Raw genomic sequence first — 23,180 nt, forward strand, 5'->3', positions numbered from 1 at the left:
GCAAATCATATGTCATATCGTACAATAGTTTGTTGAAATAGCATTATAACTTAGTTTTATTGAAAAAATATTAATATCAAATCAAGTAAAATCTACCAGATGTTAAAATTTTCAAACGACTACTTAAATAGAAAGAACTGGTTTGAATTGATATGGATTCACCCGAGCAGGTTAGTGCTCACAAACTCAAAGATGAAAGAGAATTAATTTACTAACACAACTAACTGATTTGTTATCTAAAGTATTAACATTATGAAGCATTTATACGCTGGCAAATGCAGTAAAGCATTTGTGCTGTTTAGTATGTTCTTGATGAGCTGTTTGACCGTTTTGGCACAAGGCGGTGAGATGGTTTCGGGAAAGGTTACTGGAGATGGAGAGCCACTTCCAGGTGCCACGGTGATGGAGAAAGGTACTACTAATGGTACTGTGACTGACATTGATGGAAACTTCAGACTTGAAGTTACTAATGATGCGGTATTGGTTGTTTCGTTTGTAGGTTATCAGAGCCTTGAGCGTTCTGTGGATGGACAAACGGAAATAACTTTTTCACTTCAGCCAGACGTAAGTAGTCTGGAAGAGGTAGTAGTAGTAGCTTACGGTGAGCAGAGCAAGCAAAAAATGACTGGCTCAGTTCAAAAAGTGAGTTCTGAAGAACTTCAGGAACTTCCTGTTGCACAAGTGACCCAAAAGCTACAAGGTAAATTGGCTGGTGTTCAAATCAATCAAACTACTGGTACTCCTGGCGGAGGAATGTCAGTGAGAATTAGAGGTCAGGCTTCTATTTCTGCGGGTAGTGATCCACTTTATGTAGTGGATGGTTTCCCTATCACTGGAGACATTTCTAACATGAACCCAGACGAAATTGAAAGTATCACAGTTCTAAAAGATGCTTCTTCTACATCACTATATGGTAGTAGAGCGGCTAACGGAGTGGTTATCGTAACGACTAAAAGAGCAAAAGGTAGAGATACAGAGATCTCTTTCAGTTCTTACTACGGTATCCAGCAGATTCCGGAGAAAGGTAGACCTGACATGATGAATGCGCAGGAGTATGGTCAGTTCAAGAAAGAGTACTATGAACAAAATGGTCAGCCAGTTCCGGAATTATTCCAAAATCCTGAAGAGCTTGGAGAAGGAACCAATTGGTTTGACCTAATCACAAGAGATGCACCAATCGAAAACTACAGCTTATCAATCAAAGGTTCTACAGGTAATCTGAGAACGTCAGTAGTAGCTGGTTACTTCAAGCAGAAAGGTGTGTTGCTGAATTCAGAGTTCGAGAGAATCTCTTTACGTGCCAACATGGACTACAGTGTTAATGATAGAGTTCGTGTGGGAGCAAACATAGCGCCAACATTCACTAATCGGAAGTCTCCACAAACTGACGGAGTATGGTACGTTTCAGGAGGTATTTTGCAAGGTGCTATTCTTACACCTGCGATCTTCCCTCACGTAAATGAGGACGGAACTGTTCCTTATTCTGCTGGTACTTGGGGCGATTTCGGAACTATTGGTACGATTCCAATGCCAAACTGGTACCACCAGGTACAAGCTGTGAAAAACACTTCCAAAAATACTGGGCTACTTTCTAACCTATTCCTTGAAGCTGAAGTACTTCCAGGTTTGACTTACAAAGTAATGGCTGGTGTTGACGTTGGAAATTCCGTAGGGAATGGCTTCACACCATCTACCGCAGGTGGAGTATTCAACCCAGGTAACCCGGATGATCCAAATAGAATTTCAGGTTACCATAACAATAGTTTTGGCTATTCTTGGATGTTAGAGAACACTTTGAAATATGCTAAATCCGTAGGAGATCATGATTTCGATGTGCTTGTAGGATATACCACCCAAGCAGCTCGTGGCGAGTCTGCTTCAATGAGTGGTGCAGGTTTCCCAGACAATAGAGTACAAACACTTAATGCAGCTACAACTATTACAGGGACCACAGATATTCAGGAGTGGAGTCTTGCTTCCGTAGTTGGACGCGTTAACTACAGCTTCCAAAACAAATACTTGGTTTCTGCAGCTTTGAGAGCGGACGGGTCTTCCAAATTTGGAGCACAAAACCGATGGGGTAATTTCCCATCCATTTCAGCAGGCTGGGTGATTTCAGAGGAATCGTTCATGGCTGATTTGCCAACCGTTTCTTTCTTGAAATTAAGAGCTAGTTACGGTATCACAGGTAACAATAACGTGGGTAACTACACGCAGTATGCTTCTGTAGTTTCTACTAACAACCCATTCAATGACGTACTTTATGGTGGAAAGAGCCTTGCTGGTTTGAACAACGAAGGTCTTGGTTGGGAGCGCACAGCACAAACAGATATCGGAGTAGAAGTTGGGCTGTTCAACGATCGTGTGTCATTTAGCTACGACTACTACAGCAAGATGACTACTGACCTGCTTTACACAGTGGAGATTCCAATCTCTTCAGGATTTTACAACTTCGCTACTAACGTAGGAGATTTCAAATTCTGGGGACATGAGTTCGTTTTGAGTACAAAAAACCTAACAGGTCCTGTTACTTGGAATACAGATTTCAACATCGCATTCAACAAAAATGAAGCATTAAAGCTTGGTACAGAAGATGCTCCATTGATCATCGGTGGTCCTGCAGGCTTTGTTAGAAACCTCACACAAGTAGGACAGCCTATTGGACAACTATATGGATTGCAAGCTGATGGCTTGTTCATCAACCAGAGTGAATACGATGCAGGTCCACTGCACAACGGAGCTGGCGTAGGAAGTATTCGATTCGTAGATCAAGATGGTGACGGAACAGTAACCAATGACGAAAGGGACTGGACCATCATCGGTAACACAGCACCTAAATTCATCTATGGATTTACCAACACATTTGCTTACAAAAACTTTGATCTGACAGTTGTTGCTCAGGGAGCAGTAGGCCACAAAGTGGTAAATACTATCGATCGATTTGCAGCAAACCTTGACGGTAACTTCAACGTGGTTAGCGCTTTGGACAACAGATGGAGATCAGAAAGTGATCCTGGTGACGGACGTTACGGTACAGTGACTCCTGGTACTACAGGTCCTGAAAGAGACTGGTTCCATTCCAAATTTGTATACGACGCTTCTTACCTGACCATCCAAAATATCACCTTGGGATACAATCTTCCAGTTGACAATATGGACTTCATCGGTAAGGCTAGAGTCTACACAAGTATTCAGAGAGCTTTTGTTCTGACGGACTATCCAGGTGGTAACCCTGAAGTATCAGCAGCTGGCGGAGTTAGCGCCGGGGCAGATAACACCACTTATCCAGTTCCTAGAACTTACTCATTGGGTGTGAACCTTACGTTTTAATTGATCACTCTAAAAGAAAGAATCATGAAATCTAAAATATTCGCAATCGTTCTGTTGAGTGTAATTTTCTCAGCGTGTGAGGACGACTTTTTGACCAAATTGCCGGAGACAGTGGTTTCTTCCGGAGACTTTTACAAGACTGAAGAAGACTTTCAACAAGCTACGGTTGGAATGTACCAACCTTTGAGAGAATTCTTTGGCACTGGCCTGGGTAACGATGATTTTGGCGCCTGGACAATCGGTGAAATGAGATCAGACAATACTTGTTTCATTTACAACACTAATAGAGGTTTTGCTGGACTTGAGCTTATCGATCAGTTCATCAATGATGCCAATGGTGGTGGTACAGCTGTGAAGTATATTAATGCGTACATCATGATTGGCCGTGCCAATCAGATTCTAGCAGCAATTGATGAAGCAGATATCAGCGACGCAGCAAGAGATAATTACAAAGGTCAAGCCTTGTTTATTCGATCTTTCGCATACTTCGACCTAGTTCAAAACTATGGCGATGTGCCATTGGTGCTAGACCCTCCGACATCTTACGAGGACACAGGAAGCCCTCGAGTAGCTAGTGAGGACGTTTATCAGCAAATTATCTCGGATGTAGAGTTGGCTGCAACGATCCTTCCTGAAAGAGCTGATCAAGAGGTAGGTTTCGTATCGAAGGGAGCTGCTTACACTTTGCTAGGTAACATTCACCTGGTGCGTGAAGAGTGGGCTGCAGCAGAAACTGCATTGCTACAAGTGTCAGGATATTCACTAGTTGATGACTATGCATCAATTTTCTTCCCGTCTAACAAGAACAATTCAGAGTCTATTTTTGAAGTTCAGTACTGGGATGATCAAGCAGCTGGAACGGCAAGCAACTTTGCTTACCAATTCTTGCCTTCACTATCCAATACCGGTGTAGTTCCAGGTTTTCCAAATGGCTATGCGAACGGTGCTGGTGGATGGAACACTCCTACTCCTGAGTTGATCGCAGCATATGAGGCGGGAGATCTTAGACTAGATGCTTCTATAGGATTTTTAACGGCAGATAGCTATGTGGATGTGCCATATGTGAAAAAGTTTGTTCATGGCTCAAACCTTGCACCAAACACCAATAACAACTGGCCAGTGTACCGATACGCTGAAGTGTTGTTGATGATAGCTGAGGCAAAAAATGAGCAAGGAAAAGCTGATGCACTTAACTACTACAACATGGTGCATGCGCATCCAAGAACCGGTCTTTCTGCAGTTGGTTCAGCAGGTCAGGCGCAATTGAGAGACTTGATCATGCAAGAGCGTAGAGTGGAGCTAGCTTTTGAAAACAAGAGATGGTATGACCTTGTGAGAACTGGTAGCGCTATAGAGGTGATGAACGCTCAGGGTCAGAACATTTTGAACAATCCGCAGACATACTATTACCCTGCAGGAGTAAATCCTCCAACAGGAGCATATCAGGTGACTTCAGAAGATCTTTTGTTGCCTATTCCACAAAGAGAAATCAGGGTTAATCCTGGCATCAGCCAGTCTGACCAGAACCCTGGATATTAATACACACTTAGAATTACTTTTTCATACGTAGACAAGCATCGGAACCTTCGGTTCCGGTGCCTGTTTTAAAAAACTACAATCAAGCTATGTTCAATAGATTACTAGTTTTATTGTGCCTAAACTCTTGCCTTTCGGTTGGCGCACAGCAATCTACCATACCTTCTACAGAAAAACTTATTGATCAATTGACGCTCGAGGAGAAGGAGCGTATAGTGGTTGGGTCTGAAATGGAGATACCATGGTCCGAAGCTAAAATGCTAGGCGTAGGGATGACCAAAGATGACGTGCCGGGAGCAGCGGGTACCAGTTTGCCGAATGAACGTCTCAATATTCCGAAAGTGGTATTTGCGGATGGTCCGGCTGGAGTTCGAATCAGTCCGGAGCGCGCTGAAGAACCAGGTAAGACTTATTATGCTACTGCATTTCCAGTGGCTACTATGCTCGCATCTTCATTTAATGTGGAGTTAATGGAAGAAGTGGGACATGCCTTTGGCCATGAAGCCAAGGAGTACGGAGTAGATGTATTACTGGCTCCGGCATTAAACATTCATAGAAACCCGCTAGGAGGTAGAAACTTCGAATATTACTCGGAAGATCCTTTGCTCTCAGGTAAAATGGCTGCCGCTTTTTCGAATGGCGTGCAAGCAGAGGGTGTGGGTGTCTGTATCAAACACTTTGTGGCTAATAACCACGAAACCAACCGACAGACAGTAGATGTGATCGTCAGCGAGCGAGCATTGAGAGAAATTTATCTTAAAGGATTTGAAATAGCGGTAAAAGAATCCAACCCATGGTCGGCCATGTCCGCATTCAATAAAATTAATGGAGAATATGCTTCTGAAAGCAAAGAGCTCTTAAGAACGATTCTTCGAGAAGAATGGGGCTTTGATGGGTTCGTAATGACCGACTGGTTTGGGGGTGAAGATGTGCCCAAACAGTTGATCGCAGGAAACGACCTGTTGATGCCCGGCACTCCAGCGCATAAGGGAAGAATCGTCAAAGCTGTAGAGTCTGGTGAAATGACAGAAGCAGACCTCAATAGAAATGTCAAGGCAATCCTTGACACTTACCAAAAGACATTAGAATTCAAAGGCTATCAAAATAGCAACCAACCAGATCTAGACAAGAGTAAAGAAGTAGCGCTAAAAGCTGCCGAGGAAGGAATTGTCTTATTGAAGAATGAAGGAAGTGCATTGCCATTGAAGCCGGCCAGTAAAGTAGCACTGTTTGGTGTGGCTTCTTACGAAACCATTGCAGGAGGAACGGGTAGCGGTGATGTCAACAAAGCTTACAGTGTGTCGCTACTCGAAGGTCTTAAAAACAATAACGTAGTTGTTAACCAGGAATTAACGACAGCTTACCAGGCTTTCATAAAAAGTGAGAAAGATAAGCGACCTCCGAAAGAATGGTCGTTTGGTCCTGATGAGATCCTTCCTGAAAAGGAATGGATCAAGGAGGAGCTCGATAGTATTGCTCAGTTAACTGATGTGGGTGTGTTTACCATCAATCGTACGTCTGGAGAGTTTTATGACCGGGAGCAAGGACATGATTTTTACTTATCCAAAACAGAGCAAAAGTTGGTGAATCAGCTGTCAGAGGCTTACCGCGCTCAAGAAAAGAAATTTATAGTTGTATTGAATATTGGTGGGGTGATAGAAACTGCCAGCTGGAAAGAAAAAGCAGATGCGATTGTGCTCATGTGGCAAGCCGGACAGGAAGGTGGAAACGCATTTGCCAATATGTTGTCTGGAAAAGTTAACCCTTCAGGAAAGCTACCGATGACCTTCCCCGTCTACTACATGGACCATTATTCATCAAAGAATTTTCCAGGTGAAGAGTTGGTAGACAATCCGTACCCAAGTCCTTTCAATCCAGTAGCTGCTGAGGTGGTTTACGAAGAGGATATCTATGTTGGGTATAGATACTTCGAAAGCTTTGATGTTGCGGTATCTTACCCGTTTGGTTTTGGACTTTCCTATACAGATTTTGAGGTCTCTGCCGTCAAGGCCAAACTTGATAAGCAGGGAAATATCGCGGTTTATTGTAATGTAAAAAACACTGGTAGTGTAGCCGGTAAGGAGGTCGTGCAAGTATACGTTTCAGCTCCCAATGGTAAGCTTGAAAAACCAGAAATAGAGCTTAGAGCTTTTGCAAAATCAAATCTTTTAGCTCCTGGAGAGGAGCAAAACCTTTCATTTACGATCGATCCCGCTACCTACGCTTCCTTCGATTCTGAAGTATCCAAGTGGGTATTGGAGCCAGGGCAGTACGACATTGCTGTCGGTACTTCATCTAAAGATATCGCTGGCAAGTCTGATGTAAATGTGGCCAAAACAATAGAGGTACTTACAACAACTAAGAGCCTCGTTCCTCAAAAAGAATTTTACCAATTAAGAAAAGAAGAGTCGCTTAAATAATTCAAATGCAGTCTTTAAAGAACATGTTTTTCGGCCTCCTGAGCCTTGTATTACTTCACCAATCAGCTAACGCACAATTCACAGATGCCGACTTTTTAAAAGCAAATGGTACGGTATTGAGAAATGAACATGGTGAAGGTGATACCGTGGTGCTTCGGGGAACCAATCTTGGTTCCTGGTTGAGCATGGAGTATTGGATGATGCCTTTGGGTACTGGCTCTATTGGCAGAGACAATTGGACTGCAAGTGTAGCTGGCTCGGATGCAAGCGACTTTTCTACGGTATTTGATAGAAACCTGGCTACAGGTTGGACCAGTGCTGCAAGTCAACAAGGAGGCGAAGTGTTTCTGGTTGATATGGGTAAGAATGAGGTATTTAATCGCATATCCTTTGAAGTAGGAGAATTCTCGGATAACTATCCCACCCAGTTTAAGATAGAAGTTTCTGAAACGCAAGCGACCTGGACCAGTGTCACATCGGGCTCAGGCTCCAGTGATGGTATATTCTTACAACTGCCCAATATCTATGAAGCACGATATATCCGAATTACTCAGACAGGCAGTTCTTCCAATCCCTGGTCGATCGCTGAATTCAATACCTACATGGAGGATGATTTTCATGTAAGAAATTCACTTGCCAATCGGTTTGGAGAAGACGGGATGGACACCATTCTCAATCACTTTCAGCATACCTGGATACAGGAAAAGGACCTGGATAATGTAAAGGACATGGGGATGAACCTGGTACGGGTACCATTTTATTGGATGGAGATAATGTACAATGATGGAAAGATCAAGCCTCATGGATTTGATCAGCTAGACTGGGTGATCGAGCAATGTACGGAACGAGAAATTTATGTGATCCTTGATATGCATGGGGGGCCTGGTGGCTGGAATGGGTTTATCACTTCAGGTCAGGCGTATACCAATGATTTATGGACAGATGAAGAGTCTCAGCTCAGAACTGTGAAAATATGGGAAGCTCTCTCAGAGCGATATAAAGGTAACCCAACAGTAGCGATGTACGACCTCATGAATGAGCCATTGAGTTCAAACCAATCGCTTTATCCAATTCATGAAGTCTACGATCTGTTGTATGACGCAGTTCGGGCTATTGACCAGGAACATGTGATTTCAATAGGTGCATTTCCGGTATTCTCATTTGTTGTCGGGCCGGAATATTATGGTTGGGAAAATGTCCTTTACCAGGCGCATCATTACAACGAGGACAAACAAAACTACTCATCGCAAAAAGGTTTCATCGAATGGGCAATCCGGGATATGGCTAGCTACCAACATCATTGGAATGTACCCATTTTAGCTGGTGAGTTCAATTTTTGGGATTTTCCTGATTTATGGAAACAGTACCTAAGTGGGTGCAATGGATTGAATATTTCCTGGTCCAACTGGGCTTACAAAAATAGCAGGGTGGATCAGCCGGTGGAGAATTGGGCTTTCTACGATAACAATACACGTCCAAAGCCTAACATTCATTACGATACTCCTGAGGAAATCATTGCTAAATGGAGCGAGTTTGGAACGGAAAATTTTAGAGAGAATACTGAATTAATTGAAACGGTATCGTCTCAGACAGGTGGTGATGCCGTGACAGCTCCTGTTGGGCAAATGATTAGGTTCAAAGTGTACAATGGAAACTACCTCAGCGTACCCGCTGATGGAGTGATGAACATCACTAATGGCCGAAAAGATGCCACCAATAGATTCGAAGTGGTAGATGCCGGCCAGGGAAGAATTGCACTAAAAGGTAGCAATGATCAGTACTTAAGTGTCTCTTCCGATCGCAACACGTTGACCTGCACAGCTACTGAAATAGGTGAGAACGAAACGTTCACCTATATACCATTGGGAGGTAACCGAATTGCGCTTGAGGGGCCTGATGATCTTTTTGTTTCTGCTGAGAACGGCTCTATTCCTGTGGCCTCAAATAGGACTTACATTGATGGGTATGAAATTTTTCAACTCGAATTGGTCAATCTACTGACCAAGACACCTTCTGGAAACCTGCCAGAGCTCTACCCTAACCCTGCAGATTCCTATTTTTCTATAGGTGGAACATTTGCTTCTGGTCAAGTAGTGATCTATAAACTGAATGGAAAGGTAGTTAAGCAATATGATCAGGTACAGCCAAACGAACCATTAAGTACTGAAGAGCTCGCGCCAGGCTTGTATCAGGTACAGTTGCAAGTGGGCAAAAAGACCCTAAATAAGAAACTCATCGTCCGATAATGAAACGATATATAAACAAGTGTATGATAGAATTTGTGTGATGCTTTTAACCTAAACCCAACAATGATGAAAAGAAGTATTACAATGTCAGTAATCGTGTTGATGCTGGCTTTGGTGACAACCACCAATGGCCAGATGACATCAGCAGATTTCTTAAAAGCAAGCGGTACGGTGCTGAGAAACAACTCAGGCACCGGAGATACAATTAACCTTAGAGGAACGAATTTAGGTTCCTGGCTCAGTATGGAATATTGGATGGGGCCTGTCGGCAAAGGCTCATTGAATAGGAGTCAGTGGGTAGGGACAGGATCTACAACCCAAAATGGCACCAATCCTCAGAATGTATTTGATCGAAATCTGGGTACACGATGGTCCAACGGACAGAAGCAAAAACCCAATGGAAGTCAGTATTTCATAGTGGACATGCAGGATACAGTACTGTTCAATCGTGTATCATTTGAGGCCGGTGACTTTACCAATGAATATCCCGATAGCTATGATATTGAGGTGTCCAATGATGGTTCTACCTGGGAGCTTGTAGCTTCTGGAGCGGGTGAGCCAGGAGGTTCCTTCGTTCAGCTGCCTAACATCTATTCCAAACGATATGTGAAAATTACCCAAACCGGACGAAGTAATCAAAACTGGTCCATTGCGGAATTCAACCTATACATGGAGGATGACTTCAGGGTACGAAATTCATTGATCCTTCGCTTTGGCGAAGATGGAATGGACTCTCTATTGGACTATTTCCAAAATGCCTGGATTACTGAAACGGATTTGGACACCATTCAGGCCATGGGAATGAATATGGTACGTGTTCCTTTCTTCTGGATGGAAATCATGTACAATGACGGCACCATTAAGCCGCATGGTTTTGACCAGCTTGACTGGGTGATTTCTGAATGTGCTGAGCGTAACATGTACGTTATCCTGGATTTGCATGGAGCTCCTGGTGGATTGAATGGATTCATCACCAGTGGGCAAGCGGTAACGAACGACTTGTGGACCGATCCCGTAGCTCAGCAACGAACGATAGATATTTGGAAAGCTCTTGCTGCTAGATACAAGGACAATCCAACAGTGGCAGGTTATGACTTAATGAACGAGCCACTGAGCTCTGATCAGCAGACTTATCCGATTCATGGATTTTACGATGTGCTATATGATGAAGTTCGTGCCATCGACCCAGATCATTTGATCATCATTGGCGCTTTTCCTGGCTTCAACCAGGTAGTGGACCCTGCCTATTATGGCTGGACCAACGTAATGTATCAAGTACATCATTACAACGAAGACAAAACGAATTATGCCTCCCAGAATGGTTTCATTGAGGCAGTGCATAGAGATGTAGCGACCCATATGTACAAGTGGAATGTTCCTGTTTATGCAGGAGAGTTTAACTTCTGGGATTTTCCAGATTTATGGGAGAAATACATTACCGGACTTAACTACATGAACGTTTCCTGGTCCAATTGGGCCTATAAGGTCAAGCGCATTGATCAGCCTAAGGAGAATTGGGGCTATTACGACAGCATTCCATTGCCTATTCCAGATATTCATTACGATTCATTTGATAGTATTGCCTACAAGTGGAGTCAGTTCACCACCGACAATGCAAGAGAAAATACAGAGCTGAAGTCCATCATACGGCCATTGACCGATGTTCCGGTTACGGGATCGCCAGTGGGTGAGGTGATATGGCTGCAGGGTAGCAATGGCAAATATGTGAGTTCTGAAGGTAACACCAACCCAATGACGTGCAACCGGGACAATTATGACGGTTGGGAGCTTTTTGAAGTAGTGGATGCTGGAAATGGCAAAGTTGCCCTTCTCGGATCTAATAATTACTATGTGAATTCACAGAATGGCCAAAATGCGATGATGTGTAATACAACTGCCATTGGTGATTGGGAAAAGTTCTCGTTTATTCGCTTGAGCGAATCGAAAGTGGCTCTCTTCGGTAATAATGAACGCTTCGTTAGCTCTGAAGACGGTCTGACTCCAATGAACTGTAATCGTGAATCCATCGGGGGCTGGGAAATTTTTAGCTGGGGTGTTAATCAGTCGGGTAGCCGTGTGGCTGAGATTGAAAGTGTAACCAAGGAACCTGAGGTAGCTGTTTTTCCAAACCCTACAGCCAATTTACTTACGATTCAAATGAATACAGAAGGGTTTGAAATGGAGATTATCGACACTTCGGGTAGAAGTCTTTTGCGTCAGCGAGTGGATGGATCTACAAATCAGGTAAATGTATCATCATTGCAGCCAGGTTTGTATTTCATAAAGCTAAGAACTGAAGAACAGGAACTAACCAAAAGGTTAGTGATAAAAGAATAATAAATAACTAAAGATTGAAAGGATGAAAAGATTTATCTGGCTCACCATGATTCTGCTGACTTCTTTGACAAGTTGCCAGCAGCGTCAAATTGAAATCAACGAATTGACTGTTGAATACATGGATCGCCCTCTGGGAATTGATGAGGCGAAACCCAGATTTAGTTGGCAGATGCAAGCGCTTGCCGGTGCGAGTGGCATATACCAAAAGGCTTATCAGCTTGAGGTTAGCACCAATGACGGCAATGAAGTTTGGAACAGTCAGAAAGTTGAGTCAGATGAATCTTTGAATATTGTCTATGCTGGTGATGCCTTGCAGCCACAGACCCGATATACCTGGACAGTGACTGTGTGGGATCAAGATGGAAAGGAGCATAGTGCCAAATCGTGGTTCGAGACAGGTATTATGGATGCCAGTCCGGCATTGGCTGGATGGGATGGTGCTACCTGGATCGGTGGAGATGCGAATAGTCTGGTATTCAATGCACAAGCAACTACCGTTTTTAAAGGTCGTTTTGAAGTGAAATTGGATAAAGAGAGCCAGTCAACAAAGGCCAGTTTCGTATTTGGAGCGAACGATCGAAGACTTCAAAATCAATACTTGAATATTCTGGGTGTAGAAAATGGCCACAATGAAAGCTATCTCGCCTTAGAGCTGAACACAGAAAAGCTTGGTTCGGGTACTGCTTACCTGAATGTTTACCGGGCCGGATATAGTCCTGAGGATAATCCGGAAACTCCGATCTACAGCTATGTTATTCCTAAAGCCCTGGTCAATGCTTCTAATCAGTACGATTGGCACGAGGTGTCCATGGAAATGAACTTCGGAAAATGCATGGTTTATGTGGATGGGAAAGCTGTTAATGAAGACCCTAATCTGCCACCTTGGGTGGATGTGCCCGGTGATTCTTTCAATCCTTTGGGCGATAATGGTGGAGACCTGATTGTCTATCCGGTGGTTGGAGATATTGGGTTTAAACTAGAAGCTGGACAGAAAGCAGCGTTTCGAGACATTGAAATCAACAATTTCAGGGCACCTTCCAATGCGTTATTTGAGGAAGAGCTTACTGATGATTACCAAGGTATATTCAAAGGAAAAGTACAAGTGCAAGATGGAGCTTATCTTCTTGGCTCAGATGAGAGCGTCCTGGTAACAGCTGATCCTAGCCGAAATGCTACCCCAATGCTCAGGAGTGAGTTCACACTAAACAAGCAAGTAGCAGCTGCGAGACTTTATGTTACAGCGAGAGGCATTTACGAAGCATATGTCAATGGTACTCGTGTTAGTGATGATTACTTCAATCCAGGTTTGACACAGTACAACAAAACCCACATGTACCAGACCTATGATGTCACGGAATTAGTTAGTTCTGGAGAAAATGCCATCGGAGCGATGCTCAGCGAAGGCTGGTGGAGTGGAAACATTACCTACCGAGGTTACAACTGGAACTATTTCGGTGATAGACAGTCGCTTCTTGCCAAGCTGGTTGTGATCTATGATGACGGCACCACCGAAGTGATTACGACCAATCCAGAAAAGTGGAAATATTACAATGATGGACCAATCAGGTATAGCAGCTTCTTTCAAGGGGAGCTATACGATGCTCGCAAAGAAGAATTAATCCAAGGCTGGAGTACTACGGCTTACGATGATGCAGCTTGGGAACCTGCAGTGGAGGTGCCCCTGGATAAGAGCACTGCTTTCATTACCGAAGAGTTTAACTACGAAGATCAGCAACTCATTGGGCAAATCGGAGAGAACGCCGGCATTGTGAAAACATTGACTGCCCAATCAGTAGAAGAAGTTCGGCCGGGAGTTTTTGTCTATGACATGGGCCAGAACATGGTGGGAGTTCCGCAGGTGAATTTAACTGGAGATGCTGGGGATACCATCACGATGCGCTTTGCAGAGGTGAATTACCCAGACCTTCCGGAGCACGAAGGGTATGTGGGCATGATCATGATGGAAAACATCCGTGCAGCTCGGGCTACAGATAGATGGATTTTAAAGGGTGGAGAGGAAGTCATTCAGCCGAGATTTACTTTCCATGGATTCCGATTCATGGAAATCACCGGTATCGAGGAGGCATTACCATTAGAGTCCGTCAAAGGGCTGGTAATTAGCAGCATCGATAAGCTGGCGTCCAAATATGAGACCTCCAATGAGTTGGTCAACAAACTTTGGGAGAACATTACCTGGTCGTTTAGAGGGAACTTCTTGTCCATTCCTACGGATACTCCGGCACGAAACGAACGCATGGGATGGAATGGAGATATCAACGTCTTTTCTAAGACCGCAACGTTCATGGGTGATGTAGATCCATTTTTAAGAAGACACTTATTAGCGAATAGAGAGCTACAAACACCAGATGGTCGCTTCCCGGATATTGCGCCGATTGGAACAGGTTTTGGAGGAACCCTTTGGGGGAGTGCTGGCGTGATCATCCCATGGGAGATGTATCAGCAATATGGTGACTTGAGAGTTTTAGAAGAGCATTATGAGGCGATGAAAGCTTATCTGGACTTTCTTAAAACCAAGCAAAACGAAAAAGGTATTTTGCATGAAGGCCCATTGGGTGATTGGCTTAGTCCGGAAGGTTATAAAAACGATAATTCGTTAATCTGGACGGCCTATCAAGTTCGTGGTTTAGAGATCGTGTATAAAAGTGCTGAGCTCCTTGGATACACTGAAGATGTTGCCAAATACAAGCAACAATATGATGAGCGAAAGGCCTTTTTCAATGATACATACGTCAATGAAAAGGGACAAACCATCTACTCTAGCTATGATGGTGGTACCTGGGCTTCCATGCCTGCTGAAGGCTATGAGGTAGCAGAAGGTAAACTCGTAGATTCTCAGGTTTCCTATGCAGTTCCATTAGCCTTCAATGTTTTCAATGATACCAATCGTCCAAAAGCCGAAAAGCAATTTGCAGCTACGATCAGTAGAGAAAACATGGACAACCTGAGTCAAATGCGACCTGAAAAGACGCTGATGACCGGATTTATCGGTACGGCAGCTATCAATCCGGCGCTATCAGATGCTGGACGATCTGATCTGGCTTACTCGGTGCTACAACAGACGAAGTATCCGTCCTGGTTGTATTCGGTAGAGAATGGAGCCACCACCATTTGGGAACGCCTTAATTCGTATACCGTTGAGAAAGGATTTGATGGAAACAACAGCATGAACTCTTTCAATCACTACTCTTTTGGTGCAGTTGGTTCATGGATGTACAACTATTCACTTGGCATCCAACGCGGCGAACCTGGCTTCAAGTCTTTTGTTTTAGCACCAACCCCGGACCCAACAGGCCAAATGACTTTTGCAAAGGGTTACTACGACTCGATGTATGGAAGAATTTCGAGTGAGTGGAAAGTCGAGGGAGCCACTACAACTTATCGATTCACAGTTCCAGCAAACACGAACGCACAAATTAAAATCTTGATTGGTGAAAATGCTGGTATTACCGCCAAAGGCCCATTAGGAAACCTTGAGACTTCTCAAACTGAGGGCTCTCGTCAGGTGTACGAAGTTGGATCGGGTCAATATCAAATTACAGTAACAGGACGATGATGGTGAAACCAAACATTTTTTACCTCCTGACTGCATGGATGCTGCTTGTTATTTCTTGTACTCCTGATAAAGGCAAGAAATCTGTTAAGGATGTTTTTGCCGCTAATCCTAATGTGATGGTATTTGAGCCTGGAAATGATGCAAAAGTGCAGCAGGTAATCGATTCAGTTTTTGACATACAAGGGCATCCCAGAAATAGCGAGTTCACGGAGCGACGAGTTGCTTTTTTATTCACACCTGGTCGATATGAGTTGGATGTGAAAGTTGGGTACTACACGCAGGTGTTAGGTCTGGGCAGTCATCCTGATGATGTGACCATCGTGGGTTCAATGAAAGCGTTGGCTCCACCAGATTTCAACGGAAGCGTGCTGATCAACTTTTGGAGAGGTGTTGAGAATTTATCGGTCATTCCTGTCGATTCTACCAATGTTTGGGCAGTCTCACAAGCTGCTCCGATGCGGAGAGTTCATATTCAGGGGGATCTACAGGTGCACGATATGGGTCCAGCAAGTGGTGGTTTTCTGGCCAACTCAAAAGTAGACGGAACCATCTTTTTCGGTCCGCAGCAACAATGGTTTACTAGAAACTCCAATTGGAGCGAAGCTGATGGTGGTATTTGGAATATTATGACTGTGGGAGTGCCAGGCGCCAAGCATAATTGGCCCGAAGGTTCTTACCATACCATTGACAAAACGCGAAAAGTTAGAGAGAAGCCTTATTTACAGTTGGTAGATGATGAACTTGTGGTCGTACTACCTGCGATTCACGAAAATTCTGAAGGAGTAAGGTGGACTGAAGAAGGACAAATTATTGGTCTTGATCAATTCTACATTGCATACCCAGACCAGGATGATTCGAAATCCATCAATGAAGCCTTAAAAGCAGGTAAGCATTTATTGATGACTCCTGGTGTTTATTGGTTAGAAGAAAACTTACACGTTTCCAATCCAAACACCATTCTACATGGAATTGGGCTACCGACGCTCATTCCGACGAATGGTACCTCAGCGATTGAAATAGCAGATGTCGATGGAATCACTTTGAGCGGTATTGTGGTTGATGCCGGATTAGAAAAGTCTGAAAGGCTGGTGGAGTTTGGGCCTAGCGAATCTTCGGCCAATCATGCAGAAAACCCATCACTGATTACTGACCTGTTCGTTCGAGTGGGGGGGTATCATGCTGGGATGGTGGATCATGCGGTCGTGATTAACAGTTCTGATGTCATCCTGGACCATGCGTGGATATGGAGAGCTGATCACGGTGAAGGTGTTGGTTGGGACGTGAATCGCGCAAAGAACGGCTTGATAGTGAATGGAGACCGGGTTATTTCCTATGGGCTATTCAACGAGCATTTTCAGGAATACCAAACCATCTGGAATGGAGAAGATGGTGATGTTTATTTCTATCAAAACGAAATGCCCTACTATGTGCCGGACCCAGAAGCCTGGAAGCATGGCGATACCTATGGGTATGCTTCTTACAAGGTGGGTGACCATGTGAAATCCCATCGAGCAACTGGATTAGGTATTTACAATGTGTTTTTTAAATCGGGAGCCATTTCAGACAATGCGATAGAAACACCTGAAGCGGTGGAAGCGGACATTCAGAGAATAGTTACCATCTGGCTGGGTGGTAATGAAGAAAGTGAAGTGAGAAGTGTGATTAATGGTAAAGGCGAAGGGGTGAATAAAGATCACCGCAAGACTGTTTATTGATTTACAAAATGTTTTACATAAAACATGTAAATAACTGATAATCAGATATAAAAATGGTTCCCTAGGGACTGCACTAAAAACCCTGACAAGCATATAGCTCGTCAGGGTTTTTTCGTTTATCACAAGTGGAGTCATCCTGCGGGCTGGCTCCTCATGGAGGATCCTCAATCTGTATTTCTGGGGGATTGCATTAAAACCATTTAGTGGATGGTTGCATGACGCTTGGTTCTCCTGAGGATGATCCATAACTGGGATCAAGCAAATATCTGTGGGGAGATTTACTAAGCATTTACATGAAGGCCTGCATCCCAAATGCAAAAATTTCATCGACAGTTGGGGTCAATTGGGGCAAGCTTTTAACTTTATCTATTTAACACTACCAAAAAGTATCATGCCCACTTTCAAATCCACTGTAAGACTCATTGCATTGCTAACTCTCTTCGCTTCTACTGAGACAGCCTGGGGACAACTCGTGCCTGAATGGGAGAATCCAGAGATTTTTCAAATTAATCGGGAGGAGCCTCACGCGACTATCTACCGACATACGAGTGAGGCCTCCGCGCTGGCCAGTGAATCCTGGGAAGGGTCTCCTTATTATCAGTCGTTGAATGGTACCTGGAAGTTCTTTTGGGTAAAAAAGCCAGTGGATCGTCCGACATACTTTTATCGCAATGACTTTTCAGTGAAAGATTGGAAGGACATAGCGGTTCCTGGAGACTGGGAACTGCAAGGGTTTGGCATCCCGATTTACACCAATATCGCTTACCCATTCCCGGCCAATCCGCCATTTATTGATCACAATTACAATCCTGTTGGGAGCTATAAAAGAACTTTTACCGTTCCAGAAAATTGGTCAGACAAGGAAGTCTATGTTCATTTTGCAGGAGTCAGTGGGGCCATGTACATCTGGGTCAATGGACAATTTGTTGGCTACAATGAAGGCAGTAAAACCCCTGCTGAGTTTAAGCTTTCCAAATACCTACAGGCCGGTGAAAATACAATTGCTGTACAAGTTTATCGTTGGTCTGATGCCAGCTACATGGAGGATCAGGATTTTTGGCGCTTGAGTGGAATTGACCGGGATGTGTACCTCTATGCCACACCTAAACTCACCATGTCGGACTATAGGGTTACCGCCTCATTAGATGATAGCTACCAGACGGGTTTACTTGATTTGGAGATTGAATACCGAAATACCAACAAAAAAGTCACCAAAGGAACTACAGAAGTCAAATTACTGAGGGGAGATCAGGTCGTTTTTGAGCAATCCAAAGAATTGCAGGTATCTGCTGAAAGTAATACCAGCATATCCTTTGATCAGCAAGTCCCTGATGTGGAGAAGTGGTCTGCCGAGACACCGAATTTGTACACCTTATTGATCACATTGCGTGATGCTGCAGGAAATGTGTTGGAAGCTAGCAGTTCCAAAATTGGTTTTCGTCGGATTGAAATCAAAGACAGTCAATTCCTGGTGAATGGTGTGCCTGTTTACATCAAAGGAGTCAACCTTCACGATCATGACATGATCACAGGACATGCGGTTACTCCCGAGTTGACAATTAGGGACCTGACGCTCATGAAGCAATTCAATCTGAATGCCATTCGTTGCAGCCACTATCCGAAGAATGAGTTTTTCTACCGGCTATGTGATCAATACGGGTTTTATGTCATCGATGAGGCCAACATCGAAACGCATGGTATGGGCGCTACCAATCAGGGGCTAGATGGCAATCTGGAAAAGCAGAAAAATCACCCAGCCTACCAACCGGAGTGGAAGGAAATGCACCTGGACCGAACCATCCGCATGTTTGAAACGCATAAGAATTATACCAGCATAGTCACCTGGTCGCTTGGTAATGAGGCCGGTAATGGCGATAACTTTTTCGCAACCTATGACTGGCTCAAAGCCAATGATTCCACAAGGCCTGTCCAGTACGAAGGTGCCAAGAACTACACCAATACGGACATCTACGCACCCATGTACGAGCACATTCCGCACATGCTTGCTTATGTGAATTCGAACCCTACCAAACCGTATATCCAGTGTGAGTATGCGCACGCAATGGGCAATAGTGTGGGGAATTTGCAAGACTACTGGGATGTGATAGAGCAGCATGATGTCCTCCAGGGAGGATTTATCTGGGACTGGGTAGATCAAGGTCTTCTGACTCAAACACCTGACGGTGAGCCCTATTTTGCGTATGGAGGAGATCTGGGAGGCCAGTCACTTCAGAATGACGGTAATTTTTGCCTGAATGGACTCATTAGTCCTGACCGCAAACCCAACCCCCATTTATATGAGGTAGGGAAAGTCTACCAATATATCAAGTTTCGAGACTTTGATGTGGAGAAAGGGGAATTGACCCTATACAATGGCTATGATTTCAAAGATTTGAGTGATTACGAGATCAGTTGGGTCTTGCTAGAAAATGGCCAGGAAGTAGCCAATGGTACCTTGCCCAAAACTAATCTAAAAGCTAGAAGCGAGCAGAAAATAAAGGTTGCCTTACCAACACTGAAAGATGGCTCTTACCACCTCAACTTCTTCGCCAAATTAGCAACCGACGATGGACTGCTGACCAAAGGTCATGTGGTAGCCAAAGAACAGTTTGAGTTAACAGAGTATTCGTTTTCAGAGTTTAATGGTACTTCTAAAGCCAAACTCACAGTAGAATCCGATGGGGATGACACACGTGTAAAAGGGGTAAACTTTGAAGTGTTATTCGATACCAAAACAGGTCAGCTCATTGGACTTGACTATGGAGACGGTAATTTACTTGCAGGCCCAATCAAGCCCAATTTCTGGAGGCCAGTGACCGATAATGACTTTGGATTTGGTGCACCTCGAAAACTCAAATCCTGGAGGTTGGCCGGTGAAAATCAGCAGCTCTTGAGTTTCGAAGTGCAAAAACCCGCAAGGGCTAGCAGGATGGTCACTGTAACGTCTTCTTACTCATTGTCGGATGTAAATGGAACGGTGACTGTGACCTACCAGATCAATGGCAATGGAGATATTGCCGTACAAAATGAATTGAAACTTTCGGGCAACGAACTTCCAATGATCCCTCGATTAGGGAATAACTTGATTCTGAAAAAGGAACTCAATCAGGTAGAATGGTACGGTCGAGGGGAGCATGAAAACTACTGGGACCGAAAGACCAGTGCTTTTGTAGGAAGATATTCCGCGGACGTGGCGGAACTAAAGTATGACTACATCAGACCACAGGAAAATGGTCTGAGAAGTGATGTCAGAACAGTCTCATTTACTGATAACGAAGGTGATGGAATTCAGATTCTTTCTCATAAGGCCTACTTCCAATTCAGTGCACATCATCAGCTCAATGAAGATTTTGATGCAGGTGATAAAAAGATACAGCGCCACACTATAGACGTTCCCATTCGTGAACTGGTCAATGTCAACATCGATTATCGGCAGATGGGAGTAGGCGGAGACACTAGCTGGGGAGCTTTGCCTCTAGAGCAATACCAGATTCCAGCGGGTGATTATACGTATTCGTTTGTTATAAAGCCTGTTAGGTAACGGGAAAATGAGGTTTGCATAAACACTTTAATTGCTGGATAATTAAAATAATCTACTGGTGGAGCCTCAGAACAGACTAATGTCAGTATCTAAGGGACAGTGTCGTGTCAATCCGCCACATTCAGCTTTCTGAGATCAGTGGGTAACTGACCTACTTTCTTTTTAAAAAGCCTGCTGATGTAGAAAGATCGGAATTCATTTTAGCTGATTGAAAAGTTATAAGACAGGGTTACATTCGTTCAAAATGATTTAAAGCTCATCCATCATTTTACCTTCCGTACGATCCTTTGCCTTAATCTGGATGATTGTTCCTGATCGTATCGTCCAATTTCGGGTAGTTTTACACCCAAAAAGCGAATAAAATGAAACAACTTTTTGGGCACTTATTGGTGCTAGGTTTGCTGGTAAATGGCGAAGTATTACTTGCGCAGGAAACCATAGCAATTGCAGACCGGGAGACTATTCTATTGGATGGAAAATGGAGATATATCGTGGATCCAATGGAAAATGGATACTACAACTACAGGTACAAAATCAACCCTAATGGTTTCTTTAAGGATCAGAAAATGTCCAATGAAAGCGATTTGGTGGAGTACAATTTTGATACCTCTGATCAGCTCAACGTACCCGGTGACTGGAATACACAGGAAGATGATATGTTTTTCTACGAAGGCACCATCTGGTACAAGAAGTCATTCCTTTATACCAAAACAAATAAGCGAACCTTTCTGTATTTTGGAGCGGTAAACTATGATGCTAAAGTGTACCTGAATGGTGAGAAGTTGGGTGAGCATCAGGGTGGCTTTACCCCGTTCAATTTTGAGGTATCAGACAAGGTAAAGGCTGGGGAGAACTTTGTAGTGGTCAAGGTGGACAATACAAGAAAGCTGGAGCAGATCCCTACCGTGAATAGTGACTGGTACAATTTCGGTGGGATTACCCGCTCGGTGAAGCTGATAGAAGTACCACAAACCTTCGTACAGGATTATTCCCTGCAGCTTAAAAAAGGAACCCATGATCAGGTAGAAGGCTGGGTGAAGCTTGAAGGGGACTCGCCTAAAACAATTAGGGTGGAAATTCCGGAGGCCAAAGTGTCTGTAAGTACGCAGCCAGATGCCAATGGACTGGCGAAAGTGAGCTTTAAGAGTAAGCTGAAGCTTTGGTCTGATACCGATCCAAAGCTTTATGAAGTAAAGATATCGGCGGGTAATGATGTGGTGACTGACAAGATTGGCTTTCGGAGCATAGAGGTAAAAGGGCAGGACATTTTGCTTAATGGTAAGTCGGTATTCCTGAAAGGGATTTCGATCCATGAGGTGGCACCTTTCACAGCAGGCAGGGTGGTGGCACCTGAGCAGTGTCGGACACTCCTCGGCTGGGCTAAGGAACTGGGCTGTAACTTTGTGAGGTTGGCACATTACCCGCACAATGAAGATATGGTACGCATTGCCGACGAAATGGGCCTGATGGTATGGTCTGAGATTCCGGTGTACTGGACCATAGACTGGGAAAATGACCGGGTGTTAGCCAATGCGCAAAAGCAGCTGGTAGACATGATCATCAGGGATAAAAACCGAGCTGCGGTGATTATGTGGTCTGTTGCCAACGAAACACCAATCAGTGAGCCCAGAACTGACTTTCTGAAGAGGCTCACCGAAACGGCCAGAGCAACGGATAACACCCGGTTGCTCACTGGTGCACTGGAGGCACACTCTGTAGATGGCTATCGCATGCTAGACGACCCTTTTGGCCAATACCTGGATGTCATAGGTGTGAACAACTACTGTGGTTGGTATGGGGGCACGCCTGAGTCATGTGCTGATCTGGGCTGGAAGATGACCTACGACAAGCCTCTGGTGATTAGTGAGTTTGGTGGTGGAGCACTGCAGGGTATGCATGGCAAAGCAACAGAGCGCTGGACGGAAGAGTATCAGGAAGCGGTTTATGAAAATAACATCCAGATGCTGAAGAAAATCCCGTTTTTGCGGGGCACTACGCCATGGATTCTGATGGATTTCTTCTCTGCGAGACGCCCACTTCCAGACATACAGGATTACTGGAACCGCAAAGGGCTGATTTCGGATCAAGGCATAAGGAAGCAAGCTTTTTTCACCCTGCAGGAATACTATCAGGAGAAGCCTGTGCAATTGGGAAGATGAATAAAAAAAAGAGGCCGTCTCAAAAGTCTGAAATTAGTGTCATTCTGAACCTGCCTGTCGGCAGACAGGTTTATTTCAGAATCTATGTAGTTGAATATCAATGCATTTTAGATCCTGACATTCCATGCGGAACCAGTTCAGGATGACAAGAGCACCGCTTTTGAGACAGCCCCTTTAACCTAAACAACAATCAATTGGTCTTATGAGGAATCATAATTGATATTTGATGTGCGAGCACGTCCCATGATACGCTGCTCTTTTGCCAAGGATCGTGTCCTCACAATCCATTGTATTACTCACCTGAAACCCTCTTCCCGGGATC

Annotated in this window: 9 protein-coding genes; all 9 read left to right on the forward strand. The window is 44.2% G+C overall.

The annotated features are described in order from the left end of the window. Nucleotides 1-252: 252 nt before the first annotated feature. The 9 genes from ACO067_RS18080 (at nucleotide 253) to ACO067_RS18120 (ending at nucleotide 22,858) form a co-directional block, all read left to right on the forward strand. Nucleotides 253-3,330 (forward strand): SusC/RagA family TonB-linked outer membrane protein, encoded by a 3,078-nt coding sequence (locus ACO067_RS18080; RefSeq protein WP_421876628.1) that lies wholly within the window; start codon nucleotides 253-255, stop codon nucleotides 3,328-3,330. A gap of 24 nt (nucleotides 3,331-3,354) precedes the next feature. After that, nucleotides 3,355-4,869, forward strand: coding sequence for a RagB/SusD family nutrient uptake outer membrane protein (locus tag ACO067_RS18085; RefSeq protein ID WP_421876630.1), 1,515 nt, complete (start codon nucleotides 3,355-3,357; stop codon nucleotides 4,867-4,869). 86 nt (nucleotides 4,870-4,955) lie between these two features. Beyond that, nucleotides 4,956-7,286, forward strand: coding sequence for a beta-glucosidase family protein (locus ACO067_RS18090; RefSeq protein WP_421876632.1), 2,331 nt, complete (start codon nucleotides 4,956-4,958; stop codon nucleotides 7,284-7,286). Between the two features lie 5 nt (nucleotides 7,287-7,291). Continuing rightward, complete coding sequence (locus ACO067_RS18095) at nucleotides 7,292-9,532, forward strand: cellulase family glycosylhydrolase (RefSeq protein WP_421876634.1); 2,241 nt, start codon at nucleotides 7,292-7,294, stop codon at nucleotides 9,530-9,532. Between the two features lie 63 nt (nucleotides 9,533-9,595). Beyond that, on the forward strand, nucleotides 9,596-11,869 hold the full coding sequence (locus ACO067_RS18100; protein WP_421876636.1) for a cellulase family glycosylhydrolase: 2,274 nt from the start codon (nucleotides 9,596-9,598) through the stop codon (nucleotides 11,867-11,869). A 22-nt stretch (nucleotides 11,870-11,891) separates the two neighbouring features. Beyond that, nucleotides 11,892-15,443: a family 78 glycoside hydrolase catalytic domain gene (locus tag ACO067_RS18105; protein WP_421876638.1), complete on the forward strand. Its 3,552-nt coding sequence runs from the start codon at nucleotides 11,892-11,894 to the stop codon at nucleotides 15,441-15,443. Beyond that, on the forward strand, nucleotides 15,440-17,158 hold the full coding sequence (locus tag ACO067_RS18110; RefSeq protein ID WP_421876640.1) for an adenylyl cyclase: 1,719 nt from the start codon (nucleotides 15,440-15,442) through the stop codon (nucleotides 17,156-17,158). The genes ACO067_RS18105 and ACO067_RS18110 overlap by 4 nt, the downstream gene beginning before the upstream one ends. A 391-nt stretch (nucleotides 17,159-17,549) precedes the next feature. Beyond that, complete coding sequence (locus tag ACO067_RS18115) at nucleotides 17,550-20,699, forward strand: glycoside hydrolase family 2 TIM barrel-domain containing protein (protein ID WP_421876642.1); 3,150 nt, start codon at nucleotides 17,550-17,552, stop codon at nucleotides 20,697-20,699. Between the two features lie 362 nt (nucleotides 20,700-21,061). Beyond that, complete coding sequence (locus ACO067_RS18120; RefSeq protein ID WP_421876645.1) at nucleotides 21,062-22,858, forward strand: glycoside hydrolase family 2 protein; 1,797 nt, start codon at nucleotides 21,062-21,064, stop codon at nucleotides 22,856-22,858. Nucleotides 22,859-23,180: the final 322 nt, after the last annotated feature.

Source organism: Marinoscillum sp. (assembly GCF_965229915.1).
In the GTDB taxonomy this organism is placed as follows: Bacteria; Bacteroidota; Bacteroidia; order Cytophagales; family Cyclobacteriaceae; genus Marinoscillum.